The following is a 23,215-nucleotide window of genomic DNA, read 5'->3' on the forward strand; positions in this document are numbered from 1 at the left end:
ATTTAATAAGCTATTCCATGCTTTGCGAATGTTTCTAAAATATCTCTCTGCATTGCGAGAGTCGCTTCCCTCGCCGCTTTTTCAAACGACAGGCCCGCATATTTTTCATTCTGATATGCGGTCAGGATCGCCCGGGAATTGTTGACGATCCCGCCAAACCCCTTTTTGTCAAAATTTGGTATCAGCCCTTCTGCGCTGCCGCCCTGCGCGCCATATCCCGGAATCAGGACAAAGATATGCGGATGGGTCTCGCGGATGCGTTCCGCCTGCTGCGGATAAGTCGCCCCTATGACTGCTCCAACGGAGGAATATCCATAAACGCCGATACAATCTTCCCCCCACCGGGCAACGTAGTCGGCCATGCGGTCATAGATGGTTTTCCCTTCGATCTCAATATCCTGAAGCTCTCCCGAGCTTTTATTGGATGTCTTTACCAACACGAATATCCCTTTTTCATATTTCCGGCAATCCTCTACGAAAGGTGCTATCCCATCCGTTCCAAGATATCCGTTAACAGTCGCAAAGTCAGCATCAAACACAGGGATCTCTTCCTCGCCGATCTTAGTCCTCCCCAAATAGGCGCTGGAGTAGGCCGTAGCCGTCGCGCCGATATCATTGCGCTTCACATCGGCAATTACAATAAGCCCTGCATTTTTAGCATAGCGGATCGTATCCCGAAACGCCTTCATTCCCTCGCAGCCATACATTTCGTAATAGGCGATCTGAACCTTTACCGCCGGCACGATATCTGCAACCGCATCGATCAAAGCACAATTATACTGAAATATGTTCGTCGCCGCATAGGTAAGCGCGTCCTTTTCGAATTCGCGCGATAAAAACTCCTGCGGAATATAATCAAACTTCGTATCAAGCCCTACACAGATCGGGCTCTGTTTTTCTGCAATCCGCTCAATCAGCTTGTCTATCATAGGTAAAATTCCCTTTCCTGATCGTATAACATACGCGTCCTTTTAGCTCCATTCCCAAAAACGGACTGTTTCTTGCTTTTGAAACAACGCTATCTTTATTATACACGAATTTCTCGTTCATGTCGCATATCACAATATCTGCAGCTGTATTTTTTTTGAGCTCCCCGCCGTTTCTGCCCAATATCTCATGCGGCCGTTTTGACAGCAGCCTTGCAATATCGGTGAGCCCGATGATCCCGCTTTCAAACAAATGCGTCACCGTCAGGGGAAATGCCGTTTCAAACCCGATCATGCCGAATGGCGCCTTTGCAATCCCCATCGCCTTTTCTTCTTCACTATGCGGCGCATGATCTGTGGCGATCGCATCGATCGTTCCGTCTGCGAGCCCCCGGCAGACTGCTTCTCTATCCGTTTCTTCACGAAGAGGAGGATTCACCTTCGCATTCGGATTACCATCCAGAATTTCTGCATCTGTAATGGAATAATAATGCGGACCCGTTTCACAGGTCACACGCACGCCTCTTTTTTTGGCATCACGCACAAGCTGAACGCTTCCGGCTGTCGAAACATGACAAATATGGATTGGAATGCCAACCTGCTCGGCAAAAGCAATATCGCGCGCCGTCATGTCCTCTTCTATCGCACGCGGTATTCCTGCAAGACGCGCTTTTTTGGCGTTCTGCCCATCGTGCACGATACCCTGTCCCCGGTTTTTGAGATCCTCCTCGTGCAGCATCAAAAGCGCACGGCATCCTTTCGCCTGCCGCATTGCCGCGAGAATCACCTCATCTTTCGCAACGGGCAGTCCGTCGTCTGAAAAAGCGGCTGCTCCCGCCCGAAGCAGCGCGGGGAAATCCGTCAACTCGTTTCCCCCCATACCGCGTGTTATTGCAGCAACGGGCAGTACCTCCGCATATCCGGCTTCCTCTGCCTGCCGCAAAACATAGCGTATCACTTCTGCGCAGTCTATGACCGGCTTGGTGTTGGGCATACAGCATACCGCTGTGTAGCCTCCCGCAGCCGCCGCGCGCGTACCCGATCTGATGTCTTCTTTGTAAGTGAGTCCCGGGTCCCTTAAATGACAGTGCAGATCCAAAAAACCCGGGAACGCCACCAGCCCGGTTCCATCGATCACCCGCTCCGCCGTTTGAGAAATTCCCGCCGCGATTTCCGCAATACGGTCCTTTTCAATATAGATATCTGTATTTTGCTGTATTCCGTCTGCATTTACAGCCGTAATATTCCGGATCAGTATTGACATATAGCTCCTTTATGCATAGAAGCGGGCGGGTCGCCCCGCCCGCTTTTTTCAAATATTTTTGGGAAGCACTGCGTTCAGAATAATTCCTGCAAGAGCGCTCAGGAAGATATTGGAGAGCGTAAAGGATTCTGAAAACTGGATACCGCCCGAAAGACCGAGCCCGATCACCAACATCAAGGAAACAATGATCAGGTTCCGGCTATGGCTGAAATCAAGCTTGGCTTCCGCAAGAGTACGCAGGCCAATCGTCGCGATCATACCGAACAGCAGGATCGATACGCCGCCCATGACCGCTCCCGGAATGGAGCCGAGAAACGTCGTGAATACGCCGAAAAAGCTTATGATAATTGCAAATACTGCTGCGATTCGGAGAGTCGCCGGATTATAATTTTTCGTTACAGCCAGCACGCCGGTGTTTTCGCCATAGGTGGTATTGGCCGGGCCTCCGAGGAAACCTGCAACCATTGTTGCAATTCCATCTCCCGCCAAGGTCCTGTGCAGGCCCGGATCTTCAATGAAATTTTTGCCGACCACGGCGCCGTTCGTTGTGATGTCGCCGATATGCTCCATAAAAGTCACGATCGCAATCGGCGCGATAATGCTGACTGAGGTAATAACGCCCTGCGGGTCGAGCTCATGCGTCACGAAAATATTGAATGCGGGGATTTGGAAACCCAGATTCGCCCCATCCTGAAATCCCGAGAAGTCTACCTGCCCCATCAGCGCGGCGCTGACATATCCGACTCCGATTGCGATAATGATAGGAACCAGCTTAAAAAAGCCTTTCGCAAAGATAGAAATCACGACCATAGTCACAACGACGATCAGCGCGATGACCCAACGCATCCACAGAACATCCGCCACGCCTGCCGCTGCGGGCGCTGTTACGATGTTGTCGAACGCCGTCGGCGCCAGTGTGAGGCCGATTACCATGATCATCGGTCCCGTTACGATAGGCGGGAATACGGACATTACGCGTTTTACCCCAACGAACTTAACGACAAGCGCAAGAATCAAATACAGCGCTCCGGCCGCCATGATCCCTATTGCTACATACGGAAGAGCCGCCTGATATTCCGGCGACGCGAGGTAGCCCTCCACCGACGGGTCCACGCCGCTTATTTGTGTCGCTACAAGTACGATGACACCAATAAATGCGAAGCTGGAGCCAAGAAACACCGGAACCTTTCCCTTGGTGATCAGATGAAAGATCAGCGTGCCGATCCCCGCACAGCAAATCGCTACCGCAGGATTCAGACCCGTGAGGAGCGGAACCAATACTGTCGAGCCAAACATGGCAAACAAGTGCTGGAATCCAAGGATCAGCTTTTTCCCCATGCTGCTCTGTTGGTCTAATGAGTTTTCCATACAATACCTCCCAAATGATATGATATATAAGTTCTTTTTATACTGCTTGAAGCAGTATAAAAGCATGAAAAAGCCTTATCGGTGCGATAAGGCTTATCCATCATTTTTTAGGTCGCAAATATCGACGCTTTCTTCGCCGTCAAATTCCGCAACCCTGACCGAAACCTGTTCGTGTGCCGCCGTCGGTACATTTTTTCCTACAAAATCCGCACGGATCGGAAGCTCGCGATGCCCGCGGTCTACAAGCACCGCAAATTTAATAAAACTGGGACGTCCCATGTCCATGATCGCATCCATGGCGGCACGTGCGGTACGGCCGGTATAGAGCACATCGTCAAACATTACGATCCGCTTGCCGTCTATGGCAAAACCAATATTTGACGTTCCCACGACAGGCTGCTCGGAGTCATGTGAAAGATCGTCCCGGTAAAAGGTTATGTCCAACGTTCCGATCGGAATAGTGATATGTTCAAATTCCCGAATATAGTCTGCTATACGCTCGGCGATCGTAACTCCGCGCCGGGCAATGCCGATAAAAACGAGCTCTTTTGCTCCATCCGTATTTTCGATTATCTGGTGAGCAATGCGTTTCAACGTCCGCTGCATCGTCTCTTTATCCATGATCGTGGCTTTTCTTTTTGCGTCCAATTTTTCCCTCCGACTACATACACCCAAGCGTCTGTACGTCTCCGTTCCACAAAAAAACCTCGCTGCGCCGCAGGGCACAGCAAGGCACACAAAAAGCTACTTTGATCTGTTCACCTTACGGCCTCTCAGCGGACCTGTTTAAAGGCAGGATTTTCTTTTCAATAGTATATCAAACTTTCCCTGTGGATTCAATGTGTTTTTATATTTTTTTCAGCTGCGTTAAAACCTCTGTAAAATACGCCGGTAAGGGCGCTTCGAAAACCATCTCTTCTCCGGTACGCGGGTGTATGATCTCCAGCCTCTTCGCATGGAGAAGCTGACCGGAAAGTCCAAACGGGTCCTTCTGTCTGCAATATACAGGATCTCCGACTACCGGATGTCCGATATATTTCATGTGTACGCGGATCTGATGTGTACGCCCTGTTTTGAGCCTGCATTCCACGAGCGTATAGTTTCCATATCTCTCAAGCACGCGGTAATTCGTGACTGCTTCCCGGCCGCCTGCACGTACTACGGCCATTTTCTTTCTATCCCGCACATCGCGTCCAAGCAAGGTGCTTATCGTTCCTTCCTCATCCTTTATATTTCCATAAACAAGCGCGAGATAGATGCGTTGAGCAGTTTTTTGGGCGATCTGCTCCGCCAGAGCCTTGTGCGCCCCATCATTTTTCGCAATAATAAGCAGACCGGAGGTGTCTTTATCCAGCCTATGGACGATTCCCGGGCGCAGTTGTCCATTGATACCGGACAGATCGCCTATATGATACAGAAGCGCATTGACCAGCGTACCTTCATAATTGCCCGGCGCCGGATGCGTTACCATACCCTGCGGTTTATTGATAACTGCAATATCGTGGTCCTGATAAACGATATCAAGCGGGAGATCCTGCGGAACAACAGATATCTCCTCCGCTTCCGGAACATCCAGTTCTATCGTATCACCGGCTTTCACCTTATTTCCGGCTTTTACCACCCGGCCATTCAGCAGGATGCTCTCCTGTTCGATCAATTTTTTTAAAAAAGAACGTGAAAACTGCGGATAAACTTCCGCGAGATATGCATCTAAACGCTGTTTTCCTTGCAATTCAGCCTTTTTTCTGAGCGTCGCCATTTGCCACTTCCGTTTTCTTATGCTTATCCCAGAACCAAATCACCCAAACACCAAGCAGTACCGCACCAATACATACAAAGCTATCCGCTACATTGAAGACTGCAAAGTCCACAAAGGTGAACTGCAGCATATCCGTTACATAGCCCTGTGCTACCCGGTCGATCAAGTTGCCGATCGCGCCTCCCGCAATGAACGCCATAGCAACGTTGAACAATTGGGAATTCACCTGCTTTTTATATTTAAAAAGCAGGAAAATAATAACAGCCGCCATGACGGCTGAAAGCAAAGCAAGGAGCCACGTTGCCCCACTGAACATGCTAAATGCCGCTCCGGTATTCTTCACATAGGTAAAGTCCATAAAGCCGGGAATAAAAGTAATGCTTTCTCCCAACGCCAAATTAGCCACTGTAAAATATTTTGCTATTTGATCTCCTATCACGATCGCCGCGATCAACAATGCATAAATCATAAGTAAGCACTCCATTTTTATAGTCAGACTGTATTATATCATATTCCGCGCAAAAAAAATACCGCCTGCGCTGCAAGCGGTATCCCATGCTTTAGTCATCAATGATCTCATTTACGATTTCCTGTAAATTTGCAGTGCTTTGCTTGAAATCATGCTCCGTCTCTTCTTTAGACTGTTTCAATATCTCGTTCAGATGGATCGACGTGTTCTGGGAATCATGATCGATGTCCGCCATTTGATTCGTCAGATTGCTGATCGACTGGCTGATCTCCGTAGCCTGATGCTTGAGCACCTCTTCATCGTCGAGTTTAGATTCGGCGAACGCCATCTGCTCGTCGAGAAACAAACGGAAACGCTTTTTATAATCTGCGATCTGCTTTTCATAACGCCTGATTTCCTGTTTAGCCGCTTCCATCCGCAGCTGCGTACTTTCAATCACCGTCTTTGCATTTTGATTAGCAACATCCATGATTTTCTGCGCCTGAAGCTCGGCTTTCTCAATATAGAGCGTCGCATTCCGCTGTGCAGTAATAACAGTGGCCATCAGCTTTTCTTCCACATTTTCCAGCTTATCCGCTTTTTGCTTCAGCCGTGCGACCTCCGATTTCAGTTCTTCATTTTTCGCGATCACATTTTCGTTTTCTTCAAGCAGGGACTCAAATTGTTTAATGATCTCGTCCAGAAACTCATCGACTTGTTCTTGGTCGTAACCATTGAACTTTTTAGAAAATTCCTTTTCGAGTATATTTTTCGGTGTGATATTCATCAGATTTACCTCAAATCATCCGTTTAATCCCGTTCCAGATAGCCGCCAAATCCAAAATCGTCAACCGATTCGGCTGCGTTTGTAGATACGTCGACATTATAGGGTGCAACAACAAAAATATTTCTCGCTGCTTTCCGAATATTTCCGTTCAACGCGTATACAGCGCCGCTCACAAAATCCAGAATGCGCTGGGCAACATCGGTATCCAACTCATCCAGATTGATAATAATCGGTTTCTTTTCCTTCAAATTATCGATAATGCTCTGCGTATCCTCATACGAAACAGGCTTATAGATCAGCACACGTACCTTGCTTGTATCGGGTATGCCGACCACCTTGCCGGTATCTCCTCTATGCTCTCTGCCTTTTTTCGTAAACTTCTTTTCTTCCACCGGGGCCGGCTCATAATCATCCGGCGGGAAGCTCATATCGTCGTCCATCATTTCCTGTTCCTCGAATTCATCATCATATTCTTCTTCATCTGTTGGCTCCAACCCGATGAAATTGAGCAATTTTTCTCCAATCTTAGCCATGCATCAAGCCTCCCGTTTATTGATATATCCTGTGCCCGAATATCGCAGTCCCCACACGTACCATATTCGAGCCTTCCAGAATCGCGTCCTCATAATCATTTGACATTCCCATTGAAAGATAGCGAATCTCCGGAAATTCTTTCTTCTTTTTATCATACAGAGCTCTTGCCTGCGCAAAAAGCTTCCGTAAATAGACCCTGTCGTCCGTATAAGGCGCTACCGTCATAAACCCGCTCAGGTGAATCCGCCGGCAGTCCGCAAGCTGTTCCAAAAAGGAATCTACTTCCTCCGGATACAGGCCCGATTTGCTCTCTTCCTTTGCAAAATTTACTTCCACGAGCACATCGATACTCGCATCCTTTTTTATACACTCTTTCTGCAGTTCCGATGCCAAAGCCGGACGATCAAGCGAATGTAATAACGCTACTCCATTATCAATTATATACTTAACTTTATTCGTTTGCAACTGTCCAATCAGGTTCCACTGTATATCTTCCGGCAAAATTTCTTTTTTCCGGAGAAATTCCTGTACCCGGTTTTCTCCAAAGCTCCTGAGTCCATAATCATACGCCGCTTTCACCATCTCGGCATCTACCGTTTTCGATACGGCAATCAGCGTAATATCCTCCGCGCTGCGGCCGGCTTTCTCAGCGGCACAGGCGATTTTTTCCTGCACGATAGCAATATTTTCTGAAAGTCCCATATTTTACACCTCGACCCTTTGCCCCGCCGCAAGAAGGCTGTTTGCCTCTGTCGGCGTTATGATCGCATTTCCATCCTTTATGATATTTACTGTCACCGGTACGAATGTCTTTGTATTCTCGATCACGACATTTACGCCCGTTACTCCATCTTGCTCTTTCAAAGCCTTTTCCGGCACCTTAAGCCCTGCAAACTGCGTAAATACCTTTGCATCGGCCCGGCGTACATTCAATAATTCCCCGATATCATCGGAAATCTCAATCACATAAAGATAATCTTCTTCCTTTACCGTACCGGTTACCGTTCCCTGATACTGCCGTGCGGGATAATCGTCGAAAGCGATGGAAAATTCCTGTTCATTTACCAATTCCGGTATTTCTTCCTCCGAACATACGACCAGATACCACCGGAAGCTGTTTACGAGACGATAAACAGGCTTTTCCGCATCCGCATCCTGTATTTCCTGTCCTTTCGGCGCTCCGTTGCCATTTAAGATATCCAAAATGTCCTCTGACTTGATATTCTCAATATTTGCAGCATTCAGCGCGTCTTCCGCGCCGTCAAAATAGTAACTGACTATTCCTGCCGAATCGGCCGTCAATTCCTGCACCCAGTTATCTACCCTTCCCTGTATCTCCTGCTCCTGCGCATAAAATTCCTGCAGCTGCTGGTCCGCCGAAACGTTCTCCTTGAGATACTGCTGCTTCTGTGCGAGGAGCGCCTCAAGCTCGCGTTCTGCCACAACAGTATCGCCATCCTGCGTGCCGTTTACGATACCGCGGATCTCCGCCGCTTTTTCTGCGATCGCTTTTTGAAGCCCCGTCAGCTCTTCCGACTGAAATCCGTTTTCCTGATATTGCTCTATCTTGGTTTGATAATCGATCAGATCGTTCATGACCTTTTCATTATAGCCCCATTTATACACTTGCATAACGGGTGAGCCCGCTTCTACGCGTTCCCCTTCTGAGACAAGATAGTTGGCCTTTCCATAGTTCTGCGCTGAAACGACCTGCTCGTCCCGTACAACAATAGCCGCCACTTCCGTTTCGAAAGGAATGGTGCCCGTCTCAACTTCCGCTGTCTGCATATTAAAAATAAAAAAAAGGATGACAGCCGCAACCACTGCGACCGCACCAATAAAAATGTAAAATTTAGTGTTTGCGCGTCTTCTCCGCTTCACTGCCATTTTCGGAAACCTTCTCCAAATTTTTTCCTATCACCACTATATCCAGTAGTTGTATATTATTATACCACAATTTGAAGAATTATCATAGCTTTAATGTTACATCTACAACATTTCCTGCTTCGCTGTAATGAAAACTGTCCGTCATCATGCGTACCAGAAAAACCCCTCTCCCGGTTTCGCGCATCAGAAATTCCCCCGATGATACGTTCCGTGATAAAACAGGACCTGTCTCAAAGCCGCCGCCATCATCCGCCAATACAATATGCAGGCTGTTTTCGTCATATTCTGCCCTCAGTTTCACTTCACGGGCATCTGAATATTTAAAAATATTGACAACGAGCTCACTCATCACGAGCCTGATGCGGTATATCTGTCCCGCATCGAGCTCACGTTCCTTTCTTACTCCATCTATTACCGAGCCGATCGCATCATTCATTTCACTTAGACTGAACAGTTTTTTTCTTACTAACAACGTTTCATACCCCTATTGCTTTTTTCAGAGTATTCATACCCCCTAAGAAAAAGCAACTAACAAAACAAATGTAAATAATCTCTAAATACCGTTTTCTCGTACGTTTCCGATTTTTCTGGATGCCGGAGCACAGTGTCTTCTGCTTCCCTGCACTCCTTTGAAAGCTTCTTACTTTTTGTAGACCATAGCCAACTTGTTCAGTATCTTACGCTCCATCCTCGAAATCTGCATTTGGGAAACATGAAGCATATCAGCAACCTGCTTCTGCGTTTTGTTGCCAAGATAGCGCTGTTCGATTATTTTCTTTTCCGTATCATTCAGGAGGCTCATACAGTAATTAATAAAATCATGATTCTCCACATGCTCAAAGCTTGCATCTTCCTGCCCCAAGATATTCCCAAGCGAGAAATTCTCACTGTCAGCCGCAAGTGCGCTGTCAAGCGAAAGAATATTATCCGCCTGCTGCATTTCGAGTACTTCGAGGACACGCTCCACAGAAAGCCCCATCTCGTCTGCGATTTCTTTCGGAGAAGGCTTTTTACCATTCCGCGCCATATATTCCTGCGTATAAAGCTTGATTTTTTTAAGCTGCTCCGTGTCCCGGCGCGGAAGACGCATCACGCGTGAAGAATCCCGGAAATAATTTTTGATCTCACCGATCAGCGAGGGCGTCGCATAACTGGAGAATTTGATCTCTCTTTCCGGTTCGAACCGCTCGATCGCCTTGACAAGCGCAAGACTTGCAACCTGAAATAAGTCCTCATAATCCACGCCTCTCCCGGCAAATTTTTTTGCCGCGATCTCCGCGATATATAAATACCGCTCGATCAGTATATTCCTAATTTCTACATCATGATTTTTCGTATATAGCCGAAACAGCTCGTCACTGTCTATTTTCGTATAATCCGTCACTGAAAACTCCTCGTTCTTTAAGCTGCCGGTTTTTTGCTGAATGAAACCGACTTCAGCATTCCGTTTTCTTCTTCAAAGCTTGCAGCATCGCTCAACGACTGTATCATCAGCCTGCTGATCTCCTCGCTGAATCCCGTACATTCCGCACATTCCTCGCACAGTATCTGCCTGCCCTGACCGCGCACTATGACGCGTACATCATCTTTACATTCCACGCTGATTTCAAGCTCCTCGCTTTTCTGCCGGCAAAGAAACAAGATACACGACTCTGCAACACATGTTTTCAGGTCTTCTATTTCGTCCACATCGTATGCAATATTGCATGCGATACCAGATACCGCAAGGCGGATCGCCTTTAAATACTCTCTTTTTGCCGGAAATTGCATTTTAACTGTTTCTGCCATTATTCAGCCACCTCAATTTTAAAAACATTCGTAAGGCCCGTTACATCAAAGATTTTAAACAAATAGGGCTTCAGCTGTTTGATTTCCATTGTGCCGCCGCATTCCCTGACTTTTTTCAATATGCTTACCAAAATACCAAGCCCAGTGGAATCGATATAACGGAGCGCTTCACAGTTTACCATGATATCAGTCTTATGTGCATCTATCTCCTCGTCCATTCTGCGCTTGAAGTCACCCACGCTGTTCAGATCAAGATCTCCGTCCAGATCTACTATGATTTTATTTGCCTGTTCATCGAAATTTACTCGAATATCCAAAATCGTACCTCCAAATAAGATTCATTTCTTGTTCTGTTATTGATAAACACTCTTTCTTTTCATTAAACGAAAAAAACAGGAGAAATGAATTCTCCTGTTTTTCATGCCTTTTATTGTGAGCGTTCAAACGATCCCCTGTGCCATCATTGCATTTGCTACTTTCTGGAAGCCTGCGATATTCGCTCCGGCGACGAAGTTATCCTTGAACCCATACTCTGTGCTTGCCTGCTCGCACTGCTTATAAATATTGATCATGATCTGGTGAAGTTTCTCATCCACTTCTTCAAACGTCCACGGCAGGCGCATACTGTTCTGTGTCATTTCAAGCGCCGATGTCGCAACCCCGCCTGCATTTGCAGCCTTTCCGGGTGCAAACAGAACGCCGGACGACTGGAATACTTCCGTTCCCTCGATCGTCGTAGGCATGTTGGCGCCTTCTCCAACCGCATATACGCCGTTTTTCACAAGTATCTTGGCCGATTCTTCATCCAGTTCATTTTGCGTAGCGCACGGAAGTGCGATATCACATTTTACCGTCCAGATGCCCTTGCAGCCTTCCGTATATTCTGCGCCTTTCACGATATCGGCGTATTCTTTGATGCGGCCGCGGCGTACTTCCTTGATCTCTTTTACTACGTCAAGCCGGATGCCGTTCGGATCATAAATATATCCGTTTGAATCCGACATCGCAACAACTTTGGCACCATAGGACTGCGCTTTCTCCGTCGCATAGATCGCAACGTTGCCCGAACCGGAAACAACGACCGTTGCATCCTTAAAGGATTTCCCTTTTGCTTCGATCACTTCTTTCATAAAGTATACGAGGCCGTATCCCGTAGCTTCCTTACGTGCAAGGCTGCCGCCATATTCAAGCCCTTTTCCGGTCAGTATACCGCTGTATTCGTTTCTGATCTTCTTATACATGCCGAAAAGATAGCCGATCTCCCGCGCACCGACGCCGATATCGCCTGCCGGTACGTCCGTATCAGCCCCGATATGACGGTAAAGCTCTGCCATGAAAGACTGGCAGAAACGCATCACCTCATTATCGCTCTTTCCCTTGGGGTCAAAATCGCTGCCCCCCTTGCCGCCGCCGATCGGCGTTCCTGTCAGGCTGTTTTTGAACACCTGCTCGAATCCGAGGAATTTGATGATACCAAGATTGACCGACGGATGGAAGCGAAGTCCTCCCTTATAAGGCCCGATTGCGCTATTAAACTGTACGCGCATACCGCGGTTCACATGAACAGCGCCATTGTCATCCACCCACGGAACACGGAACATAATGACACGCTCCGGCTCTACAAGGCGCTCGAGCAACGCTGCTTTCTCATATTCCGGATGCTTTGCAAATACCGGCTCCAGCGTTCCTAACACTTCTGTAACCGCCTGAATGAACTCCGGTTGTCCGCCATCTTTTTCTTTCACTTTGCTTAATACATTTTGCACGTAAGACATTTCACAAACCTCCATTGCTTTGTGTTTTCTTTAATATTACTTTGACATTATAACACTTGTAAAATTCAAAAACAAGTAGATTTCAATGGTTTTTACAGTATTTTTTGCAATTTTTTGCAATTTTTTTGTCTTTTCTTTCATATTTTGTTTCAATTTGCAACACACTTGCCTTTTCCGTATGATTTTGCTACAATAAAAATAGTTGATTCGTTATATATTGGTGGGGACCAATAAATTGCGGAGGCAGCATCGCTTATGCGGTGTTGCTTTTGTATTTTCGTAAAAAACCCCCACTGTTCCATTGTCATCCCCTTCTTATATAGTGTATAATGATGAAATCAATTCGATACGGGAGCTGTTCATGAAAGTAGAGTGGAATAAAAAATATACGACCATTACCGTTTACGCTATTATTGCTGCGGCAATCATTACAATGATCGTTTTGTTTTTCCTGAACATCCAATTCTTCGGCAGCGCGGTCGCTGCCTTTTTCACGATACTCATGCCTTTTATCGTGGGTTTCGCCATCGCTTATTTGCTTGTGCGCCCCTGCCGCTTTGTAGAAAAGCATTGGTTTCGCTTCGTGGAACGCAGGAAACCGCATCCGCGTCTGCGCCGTTCTCTTTCTATTCTTACTGTCATCCTGATCGCATTTGCACTATTTGCTCTGCTTATTTATTCCGTTATTCCCCAAGTATTCGCCAGCCTGACCATGCTCTTCAATAATATCCCCGCATATCTCGACCAGCTTCAGGAGACGGTCGTTGGCTTTTTGGATTCGTGGGGGATCTACACACCGCAGGTCGCCGATCAGATCTCAAACCTGCGCAACACCGTACTCGACGTTACCTCCTTTTTCGATAAGCTGATAGACAGCCTGCCCACTATGATAACGAGCGTGGGAACTGGTCTTTTTAATTTTTTTGTCGGCTTGATCGTCAGCATTTATGTCGTATTCGCACGCGAGAAATTCAAAAGGCAGGCCAAAAAACTTGTCTACGCCGTCTTTACGGAAAGCTTTGCCGATCGTTTTCTCGATGTTCTCCGGTATTCGAATAATGTCTTTCTCGGTTTTATCAACGGAACCCTGATCGATGCCGCTTTCGTAGGCGTTACGACCTTTATCTTCATGACCGTATGCGGCTTCCCTTATGCGCTTCTTATTGCGGTCATCATTGGTTGTACCAATATCATTCCTTTCTTCGGCCCTTTTTTAGGTGCGATCCCGAGCGCAATTATTCTGTTGATCGTTGATCCATTATATGCACTGGCGTTTGTTATCTTTATTCTGATTCTCCAACAGATAGACGGCAATATCATTATGCCGAAAATTGTTGGGCTTAACATCGGCATGTCTGCCTTTTGGGTCCTGTTCGCACTCATCCTGTTCGGCGGTCTATTCGGTTTCTGGGGCATGCTGCTCGGTGTTCCCGTCTTTACGATCATTTATTCTCTTATCAAAGCCTGCATCAACCGTTCGCTCGAAAAGAAAGGTGTCGCGGCAGAAAAATATACCACGCCTAAAGATGTGATCCAAAAAAGCCCGCATAAAAAGCGCAGGCAGAAAAAAAACGTCATTGAGTGAAAAACCAAATAAAAAACGGGCGGGAGTTTGCCCGTTTTTTTATTTGCCATAAACTTTAATTATGAAATTTTTACGCCAACGATCTCCTGCCCCCGTGTACCTACGACCAGCATATTCTCAAAAACCGCCGGAGACGCCTCAATGTTCGCTCCAAAGTTGAGCCGCGAAATCAGTTTGCCTGTGCGTCCCTCAAGCAGGTCCATATCGCCTGCCGAATTACACACAATAATATATGCGTTTCCATCTCCATCATAAATATCAACGGGCGAGCTCCAAACATATCTGCCCGTATGATAGCGCCATACCTCGCGTCCCGTTTTCTTATCCAGCGCCACGAGGATCCCCGCACGCACCTGCGGCGTACGTGCGACAGGAAAAAGGACTAAATCGGAGATATTATGCTTGCCATTGACACATGTTGCCTGTACTCCGCCCGAGATACCGGCAACCGTATTACAAAGATAGGTATGTCGCCACACATACTCTCCTGTGACCGCGTTGATCTTGAATATCGGCACGTCTCCAAGCTTCAGCCTGCGGCTTGCCGTCCAATGAAGGGAAGTCGCGATATAAATATAAGGTACATCATCTTCGACGCTGAACACCGGCGAACCATTCGTATCATCCACCACATCCTGCGCCCATACGATCTTCATCGTATCGGTATCGATGCACATCAGGTTCCCGCCATTGTCCGCAATATAGAGATAATTATTCCACATCACGCCGCTGTCTTCCATGCCCAGCCAATAGCGTTGCTCACTGGAGCGCCACGTTTTATACCGCAGCTTTAGAATATCCGACGGAGCGATGGATAGCTCGCCCGTCTCCCGGTCGAATTTCGTATTCAGCTTCATCGTATACAGGATGCCGTTCTCTCCGGGCGCGATCAGCGTATCCGTTTTTTCCGAAATCAATACCGAGCTGTCATATCCATGAAATTTACGCAGAGAAAACGGGTCGTTTGCCCCGAATTCATACAGCTTTTTGCAGTCGATCAAGCTGTAAATAAAGCCGCGCGCAGGCTCATCTCCGCAGGAATCTCCCGGCCCAAGATAAAGCATTGGGATTCCACGCGGGTCGAGCGCTCCCGCTCCCTTGAAGGGAAGCCCTACATAGAGATCGTCGCGTGTTTTTTCACCGTCCTCAATGTCAATAAAATAAACGTTTCCATCCATCGTGGAATAGATCGCTTCCGTAAGCCCATCTTTTTCCTTTTTATGCGGATAGATGTTCATGAGCCTGCGAAGCTCCGGGTTCCACCGGACGATCAGCGGCTGCCCCGTCCATCCGCTCCCGGTCCAATATCCTTTTCCATATCCTTTTTGCAGCCGGCCGGTGGAAACAGACCATGCCTTTTCCAACGCTTTCGGCGTATGGGAAAGCGTTCCGAACGCCGCTCCGCTCCTGAAATTATCTCCGCGGAACGTTACGATCCCTTCCATATCCGTATAGGAACGGCCAATCGGAAAATCCATCTTCTTTCCCCGTTGATATTCCTGCACGGGCGTTCCATTCAGCTCCAGCTCGCACTCGATCCCGAGGTCCGCCTGTGCGGTTCCTTTGACTGCACGCGGTCTTTCGTTTATCGTTCCGCCCTCTATATTTTCATACTGATAGACGTGGTCGAACCTGCGGAACATGCGCAGGAAGAAGAGCACGACTGTATCGAGCGCCATCATAAAAATCCGAAACCAACGACTTGTTTTCATCTGTTATCCTCTTATTTCTGTTCATTCAGCAATTTCTTTTTCAGATTATACAGCTCGTCCGAAAGGTCCACCTTATAGAGGTGCGGCCGCTTGATCCGTTTGAACTCGTCCCAGAACGTCGCCATATCGTTTGCCGCATAATCCTGTATTTCCTTTAAAGACGGCGATCGATAGACCTGCTTCCCATCCTCAAATACCGGCACGAGCAGCTCGCGTATCTCATAATCCGTAACCGTCATTTTCTTCCATGTCTCGATTGGATCAAAAATCGTCAGCGGCTTCGTTTCATCGATCGTTTCATGCTCCAGCATGATGAGGTCTGCGATCGCCATGTGGTCTTTTTTTCCATAAATACGAGCGACCTTTTTGATACCCGGGTTTGTGATCTTCCACACATTCTCACTGATTTTGAGCTTGGGAACCATTTTTCCGTCCTCCGTATTGGCGCACAATTTATAGACGCCGCCGAGCGCCGGATGGTCGTGTCCGGTGATAAGGCGCGTACCCACGCCCCATACATCAATTTTCGCTCCCTGCTGCTTCAGATCGGCAATCGTATATTCGTCAAGATCGCTCGATGCAAAGACCCTTGCAGCCGGGAATCCCGCCTCGTCCAGCATTTTACGCGCTTGTTTTGACAGATAGGCCAAATCCCCCGAATCAAGCCGCACTCCCACCGGCTCATATCCTTTTTTGCGCAACTCCTTAAAGACTGTAATAGCATTCGGGATCCCGCTTTTCAGCGTATCGTAGGTATCCACAAGCAGCATACAACCCGATGGGAACGTATCCGCATAGGCGCGGAATGCGGAAAGCTCGTCCGGGAAGCTCATGACCCAGCTGTGCGCATGCGTGCCCGCAGCCGTCGCGCCAAACATTTGCGCCGTAAGCACATTGGAGGTCGAGGTGCAACCGCCGATGATCGCTGCGCGCGCACCGTAGATGCCGGCATCCGGCCCCTGCGCCCGGCGCAGCCCGAATTCCAGCACCGGGTCTCCCTGCGCCGCATAGACGACACGGCTTGCTTTTGTGGCGATAAGTGTCTGATGATTCACAATATTGAGAAGCGCCGTTTCCACAAGCTGCGCTTCACTAATGGGTGCGCTGACACGCACCAGCGGTTCCATCGGGAACACAACAGTTCCTTCCGGCATCGCATAAATCTCTCCGGTGAAGCGGAAATCTCTTAAATACGCCATGAACTCCTCATCGAAAAGCTTCAGGGAACGCAGATATTTGATATCCTCTTCTTCAAAACGCAGATTATTGATCAGATCGATCACCTGCTCAAGGCCCGCACAGACTGCATAATTGGTCTCATCTCCCTGACGGCGGAAAAACAGGTCGTAGACCGCCCGCTCCTTGTGCTTCCCTGCTTTGAAGTATCCGTACATCATCGTTAGTTGGTACAGATCCGTCATCATCGTTAAATTTCTCACACCATCCACCTCTTGCCATTAAAATTTAAGGGCGGAGAGATCCGCCCATCTTCGTTATTCCTGTGTCTGCGCTTTCTGGTATTCCCTGCAATATTTCCCATCGTAGAACGCATTTGGCTTATTCTTTTTATGCATAATAAGAATATACAGAATCCCTATGATGACCAATATCAGAGAAAGGAGCTGCGAGACGGGCATTCCGAAGCCTGTTTGTAGTGTTGAAACGCGGATCCCCTCTATCCAGAAGCGCCCTGCCCCATATCCAATCAAATACATGGCAAATACATTCCCGTCATGCTTTGTCCTGCGTGCATACACAAGAAGCAGGACCATTACGCCAATATCCCACATGCTTTCATAGAAAAACGTCGCCTGCACCCATTGATCGATCACCCATTCTGTACCGGTGAAACGCTCTTCAATATACACCGCATATGGAAAAAACTGGAGATTCGGGTCTGTTACGATATTCCCGAATGCTTCCTGATTTACAAAATTTCCCCAACGTCCGATCGCCTGCCCTAAAATAAGGCCGGGCGCACAAATATCGAGCAGCCGTCCCATCGGGAATTTCCGCCATTTGGCAAGAATGAGCGCCGCGACGATGCCGCCGATGACCGCCCCGTAGATCGCAATACCGCCGTTCCAGACCGCGATGATCTCATCGGGGTGCTGGGAGTAATAATCCCATTCAAACGCCACATAATAGATGCGCGCTCCAATGATTGCAAGCGGAAGAGCCAAAATCATAAAATCTACCAGCAGCTCCGACGTATAGCCCCGCCTTTTCGCTTCGTGGACCGCAAGCATGACGCCCGCAACGATCCCTGCGGCAATCAGTATTCCATACCACGCTATATCGAGGCCTTCTATCCCGAATAAATTGTGGATCGCTATTTTGTCCGGCGTTCCCATGTTTTACTTCCTCACGCAGTTTCTATTTTTGCCGCATCTTTGAGATCCAGCTCTTCGATGGCCCATTCGCGCATCTTATATTTTTGTATTTTCCCGCTGGCTGTCATGGGGAACGTTTCTACAAAACGCACATAGCGCGGCGCCTTGAATCTGGAAAGTCCGTTTTTCACAAACTCGATCATTTCCTCTTCCGTTGCCTCTTCGCCATCCTTCAACACGATGCAGGCTAGCACTTCTTCGCCATACCGCTTATCCGGCACACCGATCACCTGCACGTCGCGTACTTTTGCATTCGTATACAGGAATTCTTCGATCTCGCGCGGATAAATATTCTCGCCGCCGCGGATGATCATGTCTTTCAGCCGGCCTGTGATTTTGAAATAGCCGTCTTTATCCATAGTGCCAAGGTCGCCCGTATGCAGCCAACCGTCCGCATCAATCGCCTGCGCAGTCGCTTCCGGCATTTTATAATAGCCTTTCATCAGATTGTAGCCGCGTGCAACAATTTCGCCCTGTGTATCAAACGGCGCGTCCTCCCCCGTTTCCGGGTCGACGATCTTTGCTTCTACATGCGGTATCTTCTTTCCGACAGTAGCTACGCGCACTTCGATCGGATCGTCCGTGCTCGTCATGGTGATCGCCGGGGAAGATTCTGTCTGTCCGTAGGTGATCGTGATCTCCCGCATATTCATATCGGCCATCGCCCGCTTCATGAATTCGATCGGGCAGGGCGAACCCGCCATGATCCCCGTCCGCAGTGTTGAAAAATCATATTTCTTAAAATCCGGATGATCCAGCATGGAAATGAACATCGTAGGAACACCGTGCACCGCCGTACACCGTTCGCTCTGAATCGCGCCCATGACCTTAAGTGGATTGAAATGATCGATCAATATCATAGACGCCGCATGCGTATATGCGGCCATGACGCCCAAAACGCAGCCGAAGCAATGGAAAAGCGGTACTGGGATACACAGCCGGTCTTCATGCGTGAGCTTCATGCAGTCGCCGATCGCCATTCCGTTGTTGACCAGATTGTAATGCGTCAGCATAACGCCTTTGGGGAAGCCTGTGGTCCCGGACGTATACTGCATATTGATCACATCGTGTATATCCAGCTCTTTTTTCCTTGCAGCCAGTTCCTCCGGGCTCACCTTATCTGCAAAAGCAAAAATGTCGTTCCACTGATACATACCCGGATGCTTTTCTTCATCCAAAAAGATGATGTTCTTGAGGAATGGCAGGCGCTCGCAGGAAAGCTGTCCCGGCTCCGACTCTTTGAGTTCCGGGCACAGCCCATAAATATGATTCACATAATTATTGTCTTTTACGCCCTCCATCATGATGAGCGTCATCGTGTCGCTTTGCTTCAGAAGATATTCCAGTTCAAACTGTTTATAGTTGGTGTTGACCGTAACCATGACTGCACCCATTTTGGCGGTGGCAAACTGGGTGATCATCCATTCCGGGTAATTGCTGGCCCAGATAGAGACCTTATCGCCTTTTCCTATGCCCATTCCCATAAATGCACGCGCCACAAGGTCTGTCAGTTCGTTAAATTCCCGGTACGAATAACGGACACCAAGATAAGGCGAGACCAAACAATCCTGATCCGGATATAAAGCCGCCTGCTTCTCGAGCAGGTCTCCGATCGTTATTTCCATCAATGCAGACATATCGTTGCCTCCCTTGAAAATTGATTCAAACTTTAACTTGTATATTTTATCAAAAAAGGAGGCTGCGCGCAACATGGGGTGTTAAAAAGAATGCGGAGAACACCAACCCGCTCTCCGCATTTTTCATGATTCTTTCTGCCCAACGCATGTGCGTCATTTTGTCTGCCGCGCACACAGGGCAATTTGCAGGACCGCAAATCGTTTGCCTGCTTCTTATTTTCTGTACCACATGACGCTCTTTCCTGCATAAACCGCCGCTTCTCCCAGTTCCTCTTCGATTCGGAGCAGACGGTTATATTTTGCAGTCCGTTCCGTTCTGGCAGGCGCGCCCGTCTTGATCTGCCCGGTTCCTGCAGCCACCGCGATATCTGCGATACTGGTATCTTCCGTTTCGCCCGACCGGTGAGATATAACAGCGGTATATCCCGCATCCCGAGCCATATCGATCGCTTCAAAGGTTTCTGTCAGAGTCCCGATTTGGTTTATTTTCACCAAAATAGAATTTCCGGCCCGCTCGCCTATCCCTTTCCGCAGCCGTCGTGTATTAGTGACAAATAGATCGTCGCCCACTAATTGGATCGGCAGTTCCTGCGTGAGCGTTTTCCATCCGCTCCAGTCCCGGTCTGAAAGGCCATCCTCTATAGAAAGTATCGGGAACCTGCGTGTCAATTCCTTAAGGTAGCCAATCAGCTCGTCTGTCTTTAACCGCTGCTTCCGCTTTGGCAAAGTGTACTGCCCGTCCGCATACCACTCACTGGCCGCCGCATCGACCGCCAGTCCTATCTCGTCCGTAGTACGGCCGGAGGCTTCGATCGCCTCGACAATCATTTGTAGCGCTTCTTCGTCATTTCTGAGATCCGGGGCAAATCCGCCTTCATCTCCTACAGCAGTCGGCAGTCCCCGTTTCCGTAAAAGCACCCCAAGCGCATGATAAACCTCACTTCCCCATTGAAGCGCTTCACGAAAGCTGTGGGCGCCTACCGGAACGATCATAAATTCCTGGATATCGATATTATTGGAGGCATGCTTGCCTCCGTTTAAAATATTCATCATCGGAACGGGAAGAATATGCGCCATTGTTCCTCCTAAATAGCGGTAGAACGGTATATGCATCGCACGAGCCGCCGCTCTTGCAGCAGCCAGCGATACCGCGAGAATCGCATTGGCTCCCAGCACCGTTTTATTCTCCGTTCCATCCGCCGCGAGCATCGCGCGGTCAACGTCGGCCTGCCGCGATGCGTCCATGCCCCGAACAATATCCGCAATCGTTCCGTTTACATGCCCGACTGCCTTTAAAACGCCGTGCCCATGAAACCGCAGCGCATCTTCATCGCGCAGCTCGTGCGCCTCAAATATCCCGGTGGAAGCGCCGGAAGGCACGCTGGCCCTGCCAACCGCCCCGCCCGCCAGTTCTACTTCAGCTTCTACTGTAGGTTCTCCGCGTGAATCTATGATCTCGCGCCCTCTTACGGAAATGATTTCGTATTCTCTTCTCATGTCCTGCTCCTCCTTGTCCCTTTGAAGATAGATACCCATTTCGGGTGCTATATACACTTTTTCTGTTTTAATGAAAACGCAAAATAATGTCTTTGTTACAATTGGTTGACAAAATTCCAACAAAGGTTGGTTGAAGAAACCGTCTGTATCTGTAATACTTTTCCTGCGGCCGCAAATCAAAACAATATTAGGAGGCAGTTTATGAATTTCAATGAAAAGCTAATAAGCTTAAGAAAATCCAAAGGGCTTTCACAAGAGGAATTGGGGAATGAATTAAAAGTTTCGAGACAAACTATTTCAAAATGGGAATCTTGCCAATCCTATCCGGATTTTCAGCGTTTAGTATTATTGAGCGATTATTTCGGCTTGTCATTAGATGAATTGGTAAAGGATATTGATGTGCAGGAAGTAAGAGAAAAAAATATAAATAGCGAAAAATTATCTTCAGTATATAACGACATGAATGAAGGCAAAAAATTTATCAAAGTATGTCTTGCAATTGGAGCTGCAGCTCTTGTTTTCTTTGCCGTTATTGTCGTTTATGGAATTTTTTTCGCAAAATAACACTCTGATTTCTTGCGTATTCTCAGAAGCTGTTATATTGGCTTAGCTCGTGCAAACTATATGTCCTGTACGGGCTTTTCCTTTTTTCCGGGCTTTACTTACCCATGTATTGCATTCTTCTGCAAGCTGTACAAGCAAGAGATGAACGTAAAAATTGCAAACGTCGGTGAATGAAAGAAAATAATAAAAGCTTGTGGTTACCCTGCTTATGGTAAGATCATCAATACGTCCGACACAACGGTAACGAACAGGCAATCAAAGAAATTTTTAGGCTTTATGACGGATATATCAAAATTATATTTGCGCTCCTCCTGCTATGAAAACGGTAAGGTCAGCATAAGGACAGACGGAGAATGAGAGGATGAAATACAAAACGAGCTTATGAAATCCGTGTTGAAATTTATGCCTGAAGCAAAGCATAATCGTAGCCATAAGAAAAAAAGAGACGTGTTTTAGCGCAACCTCTTCTTGCTCTTTTTGTCATATCAAGGCTCATTCAATCATGATAAATTCGTGGCGAAATGGTTGCTTTCTTGATTGAGAATAGTTCTTAAATGCTGTATTTATGCATATAATTATATTTTCCATATCAAGTTCCTCAGCCCCTTTGTTCCATATGAATAAAAAACAAAGCCGATATCAGAAAATGAGGGTTTACAAATCCTGCCTCCTATGATATTATAATACACGAAAATTAGATATTGTTTTCCTGGGGTGTGCGTTACGCTTTGTATTTTAAACCCACATTCTAAATTCGGGAATCCGGGTTTTACAGCAGTGAGCAAGTCTGTTACGGGCAGAAAGCCTGAAGCTGCAAACAGGATACCCACCTGCCGTGAGGCGGGTTTTAGAAGCAAGGCGGACGGCACTTTGGGGGTAATTTAGAAAAGATAGCGGAATTGTGTAATGGTAGCACAAACGACTCTGACTCGTTTAGTTAAGGTTCGAGCCCTTATTCCGCTGCCACGTCGGAACGGGTTGTACTCGTTCCGATTTTTTTATTTTATAAAAAATCAACTGCTTGCTCCACGCTTCCTCCTTCTTCCGCAAAAAGTCGCGCTCGGCTCGCCGTTCTGTTATAGGTGCCCTCGCGACGGCTCACTGTCGTTGCCAACCTTTATAAGCATATGCCTGCGCCGCAAGGGGCGGGTCACTTCAAATCAATAATAAAAATACCCCTGACTACGCCGGGGAATTTTTATTTATGCATACCAAATCAAATATAAAAGAGATAATTTATAGCTCGCATTTTTCTACTATTTCCGAATTCTTTTAATACATATTTTCTACT

The 23,215-nt window shown here is 47.7% G+C and carries 22 protein-coding genes, 1 tRNA gene and 1 other RNA gene; 4 read left to right on the top strand and 20 right to left on the bottom strand.

Annotated features, from left to right (window positions below; translation table 11 throughout):
• Positions 1-2: 2 nt before the first annotated feature.
• The 15 genes from pyrF to gdhA form a co-directional block, all read right to left on the bottom strand.
• Positions 3-929, bottom strand: coding sequence for an orotidine-5'-phosphate decarboxylase (gene pyrF / locus PUP29_RS03255; protein WP_353423834.1), 927 nt, complete (start codon positions 927-929; stop codon positions 3-5).
• Positions 910-2,190 carry a dihydroorotase gene (locus PUP29_RS03260; RefSeq protein ID WP_353423835.1) on the bottom strand — a complete coding sequence of 427 codons (1,281 nt, stop codon included), beginning with the start codon at positions 2,188-2,190 and terminating at the stop codon, positions 910-912. Before PUP29_RS03260 ends, pyrF begins: the two co-directional genes overlap by 20 nt.
• 48 nt (positions 2,191-2,238) lie before the next feature.
• Positions 2,239-3,558, bottom strand: a complete 1,320-nt coding sequence (locus PUP29_RS03265) for a uracil-xanthine permease family protein (RefSeq protein WP_353423836.1) — start codon at positions 3,556-3,558, stop codon at positions 2,239-2,241.
• A 93-nt stretch (positions 3,559-3,651) separates the two neighbouring features.
• Positions 3,652-4,206: a bifunctional pyr operon transcriptional regulator/uracil phosphoribosyltransferase PyrR gene (pyrR, locus tag PUP29_RS03270; RefSeq protein WP_353423837.1), complete on the bottom strand. Its 555-nt coding sequence runs from the start codon at positions 4,204-4,206 to the stop codon at positions 3,652-3,654.
• A gap of 199 nt (positions 4,207-4,405) precedes the next feature.
• Entirely contained in the window at positions 4,406-5,317 is a 912-nt protein-coding gene (locus PUP29_RS03275; protein ID WP_353423838.1) for an RluA family pseudouridine synthase, read from the bottom strand.
• Entirely contained in the window at positions 5,292-5,786 is a 495-nt protein-coding gene (gene lspA, locus PUP29_RS03280; RefSeq protein ID WP_353423839.1) for a signal peptidase II, read from the bottom strand. Before lspA ends, PUP29_RS03275 begins: the two co-directional genes overlap by 26 nt.
• Before the next feature lie 91 nt (positions 5,787-5,877).
• Positions 5,878-6,552 carry a DivIVA domain-containing protein gene (locus PUP29_RS03285; RefSeq protein ID WP_353423840.1) on the bottom strand — a complete coding sequence of 225 codons (675 nt, stop codon included), beginning with the start codon at positions 6,550-6,552 and terminating at the stop codon, positions 5,878-5,880.
• A gap of 23 nt (positions 6,553-6,575) precedes the next feature.
• Positions 6,576-7,085, bottom strand: coding sequence for a cell division protein SepF (locus PUP29_RS03290; RefSeq protein ID WP_079547246.1), 510 nt, complete (start codon positions 7,083-7,085; stop codon positions 6,576-6,578).
• A gap of 16 nt (positions 7,086-7,101) precedes the next feature.
• Positions 7,102-7,788: a YggS family pyridoxal phosphate-dependent enzyme gene (locus tag PUP29_RS03295; protein ID WP_353423841.1), complete on the bottom strand. Its 687-nt coding sequence runs from the start codon at positions 7,786-7,788 to the stop codon at positions 7,102-7,104.
• 3 nt (positions 7,789-7,791) lie between these two features.
• On the bottom strand, positions 7,792-8,973 hold the full coding sequence (locus PUP29_RS03300) for an HlyD family efflux transporter periplasmic adaptor subunit (RefSeq protein WP_353423842.1): 1,182 nt from the start codon (positions 8,971-8,973) through the stop codon (positions 7,792-7,794).
• Positions 8,974-9,055: 82 nt separating this feature from the next.
• A complete protein-coding gene (locus PUP29_RS03305) occupies positions 9,056-9,445 on the bottom strand; it encodes an ATP-binding protein (RefSeq protein ID WP_353423843.1) in 390 nt (129 codons plus the stop codon).
• A 168-nt stretch (positions 9,446-9,613) separates the two neighbouring features.
• Complete coding sequence (locus PUP29_RS03310; protein ID WP_353423844.1) at positions 9,614-10,357, bottom strand: sigma-70 family RNA polymerase sigma factor; 744 nt, start codon at positions 10,355-10,357, stop codon at positions 9,614-9,616.
• Between the two features lie 17 nt (positions 10,358-10,374).
• The gene (locus PUP29_RS03315; protein ID WP_079547241.1) at positions 10,375-10,761 is read right to left on the bottom strand and encodes a hypothetical protein; all 387 of its coding nucleotides are present in this window, start codon (positions 10,759-10,761) and stop codon (positions 10,375-10,377) included.
• Positions 10,761-11,078: an STAS domain-containing protein gene (locus PUP29_RS03320; RefSeq protein WP_353423845.1), complete on the bottom strand. Its 318-nt coding sequence runs from the start codon at positions 11,076-11,078 to the stop codon at positions 10,761-10,763. Before PUP29_RS03320 ends, PUP29_RS03315 begins: the two co-directional genes overlap by 1 nt.
• A gap of 123 nt (positions 11,079-11,201) precedes the next feature.
• The gene (gene gdhA / locus PUP29_RS03325) at positions 11,202-12,536 is read right to left on the bottom strand and encodes an NADP-specific glutamate dehydrogenase (protein WP_079547239.1); all 1,335 of its coding nucleotides are present in this window, start codon (positions 12,534-12,536) and stop codon (positions 11,202-11,204) included.
• 361 nt (positions 12,537-12,897) lie between these two features.
• Here gdhA and PUP29_RS03330 point away from each other — a divergent pair, with 361 nt between their 5' ends.
• Positions 12,898-14,121: an AI-2E family transporter gene (locus PUP29_RS03330; protein ID WP_079547238.1), complete on the top strand. Its 1,224-nt coding sequence runs from the start codon at positions 12,898-12,900 to the stop codon at positions 14,119-14,121.
• 59 nt (positions 14,122-14,180) lie between these two features.
• On the opposite strand, the gene PUP29_RS03335 is transcribed toward PUP29_RS03330, so the two are convergent.
• The 5 genes from PUP29_RS03335 to eno all read right to left on the bottom strand — a co-directional run bounded on the left by PUP29_RS03335 (position 14,181) and on the right by eno (position 21,360).
• Positions 14,181-15,833 (bottom strand): PQQ-binding-like beta-propeller repeat protein, encoded by a 1,653-nt coding sequence (locus PUP29_RS03335; protein WP_079547230.1) that lies wholly within the window; start codon positions 15,831-15,833, stop codon positions 14,181-14,183.
• Between the two features lie 11 nt (positions 15,834-15,844).
• Positions 15,845-17,257, bottom strand: a complete 1,413-nt coding sequence (locus PUP29_RS03340) for a nicotinate phosphoribosyltransferase (RefSeq protein ID WP_079547229.1) — start codon at positions 17,255-17,257, stop codon at positions 15,845-15,847.
• A 69-nt stretch (positions 17,258-17,326) separates the two neighbouring features.
• Complete coding sequence (gene lgt / locus PUP29_RS03345; protein WP_079547228.1) at positions 17,327-18,187, bottom strand: prolipoprotein diacylglyceryl transferase; 861 nt, start codon at positions 18,185-18,187, stop codon at positions 17,327-17,329.
• Positions 18,188-18,198: 11 nt separating this feature from the next.
• On the bottom strand, positions 18,199-19,863 hold the full coding sequence (locus PUP29_RS03350) for an AMP-binding protein (RefSeq protein ID WP_079547227.1): 1,665 nt from the start codon (positions 19,861-19,863) through the stop codon (positions 18,199-18,201).
• A 213-nt stretch (positions 19,864-20,076) separates the two neighbouring features.
• Positions 20,077-21,360 carry a phosphopyruvate hydratase gene (gene eno / locus PUP29_RS03355; protein ID WP_079547226.1) on the bottom strand — a complete coding sequence of 428 codons (1,284 nt, stop codon included), beginning with the start codon at positions 21,358-21,360 and terminating at the stop codon, positions 20,077-20,079.
• Positions 21,361-21,561: 201 nt separating this feature from the next.
• Between eno and PUP29_RS03360 the strand changes: the two genes are divergently transcribed.
• The 3 genes from PUP29_RS03360 (at position 21,562) to PUP29_RS03375 (ending at position 22,890) form a co-directional block, all read left to right on the top strand.
• Positions 21,562-21,924 carry a helix-turn-helix domain-containing protein gene (locus PUP29_RS03360; protein ID WP_079547225.1) on the top strand — a complete coding sequence of 121 codons (363 nt, stop codon included), beginning with the start codon at positions 21,562-21,564 and terminating at the stop codon, positions 21,922-21,924.
• A 703-nt stretch (positions 21,925-22,627) separates the two neighbouring features.
• A non-coding RNA gene (ssrS, locus tag PUP29_RS03370) (6S RNA) lies at positions 22,628-22,805 on the top strand.
• An 11-nt stretch (positions 22,806-22,816) separates the two neighbouring features.
• A tRNA-Gln gene (locus PUP29_RS03375) sits at positions 22,817-22,890 on the top strand.
• The last annotated feature ends 325 nt before the right edge of the window (positions 22,891-23,215 follow it).

The sequence above is a fragment of the Christensenella massiliensis genome, assembly GCF_040409835.1.
GTDB lineage: Bacteria > Bacillota > Clostridia > Christensenellales > Christensenellaceae > Christensenella > Christensenella massiliensis.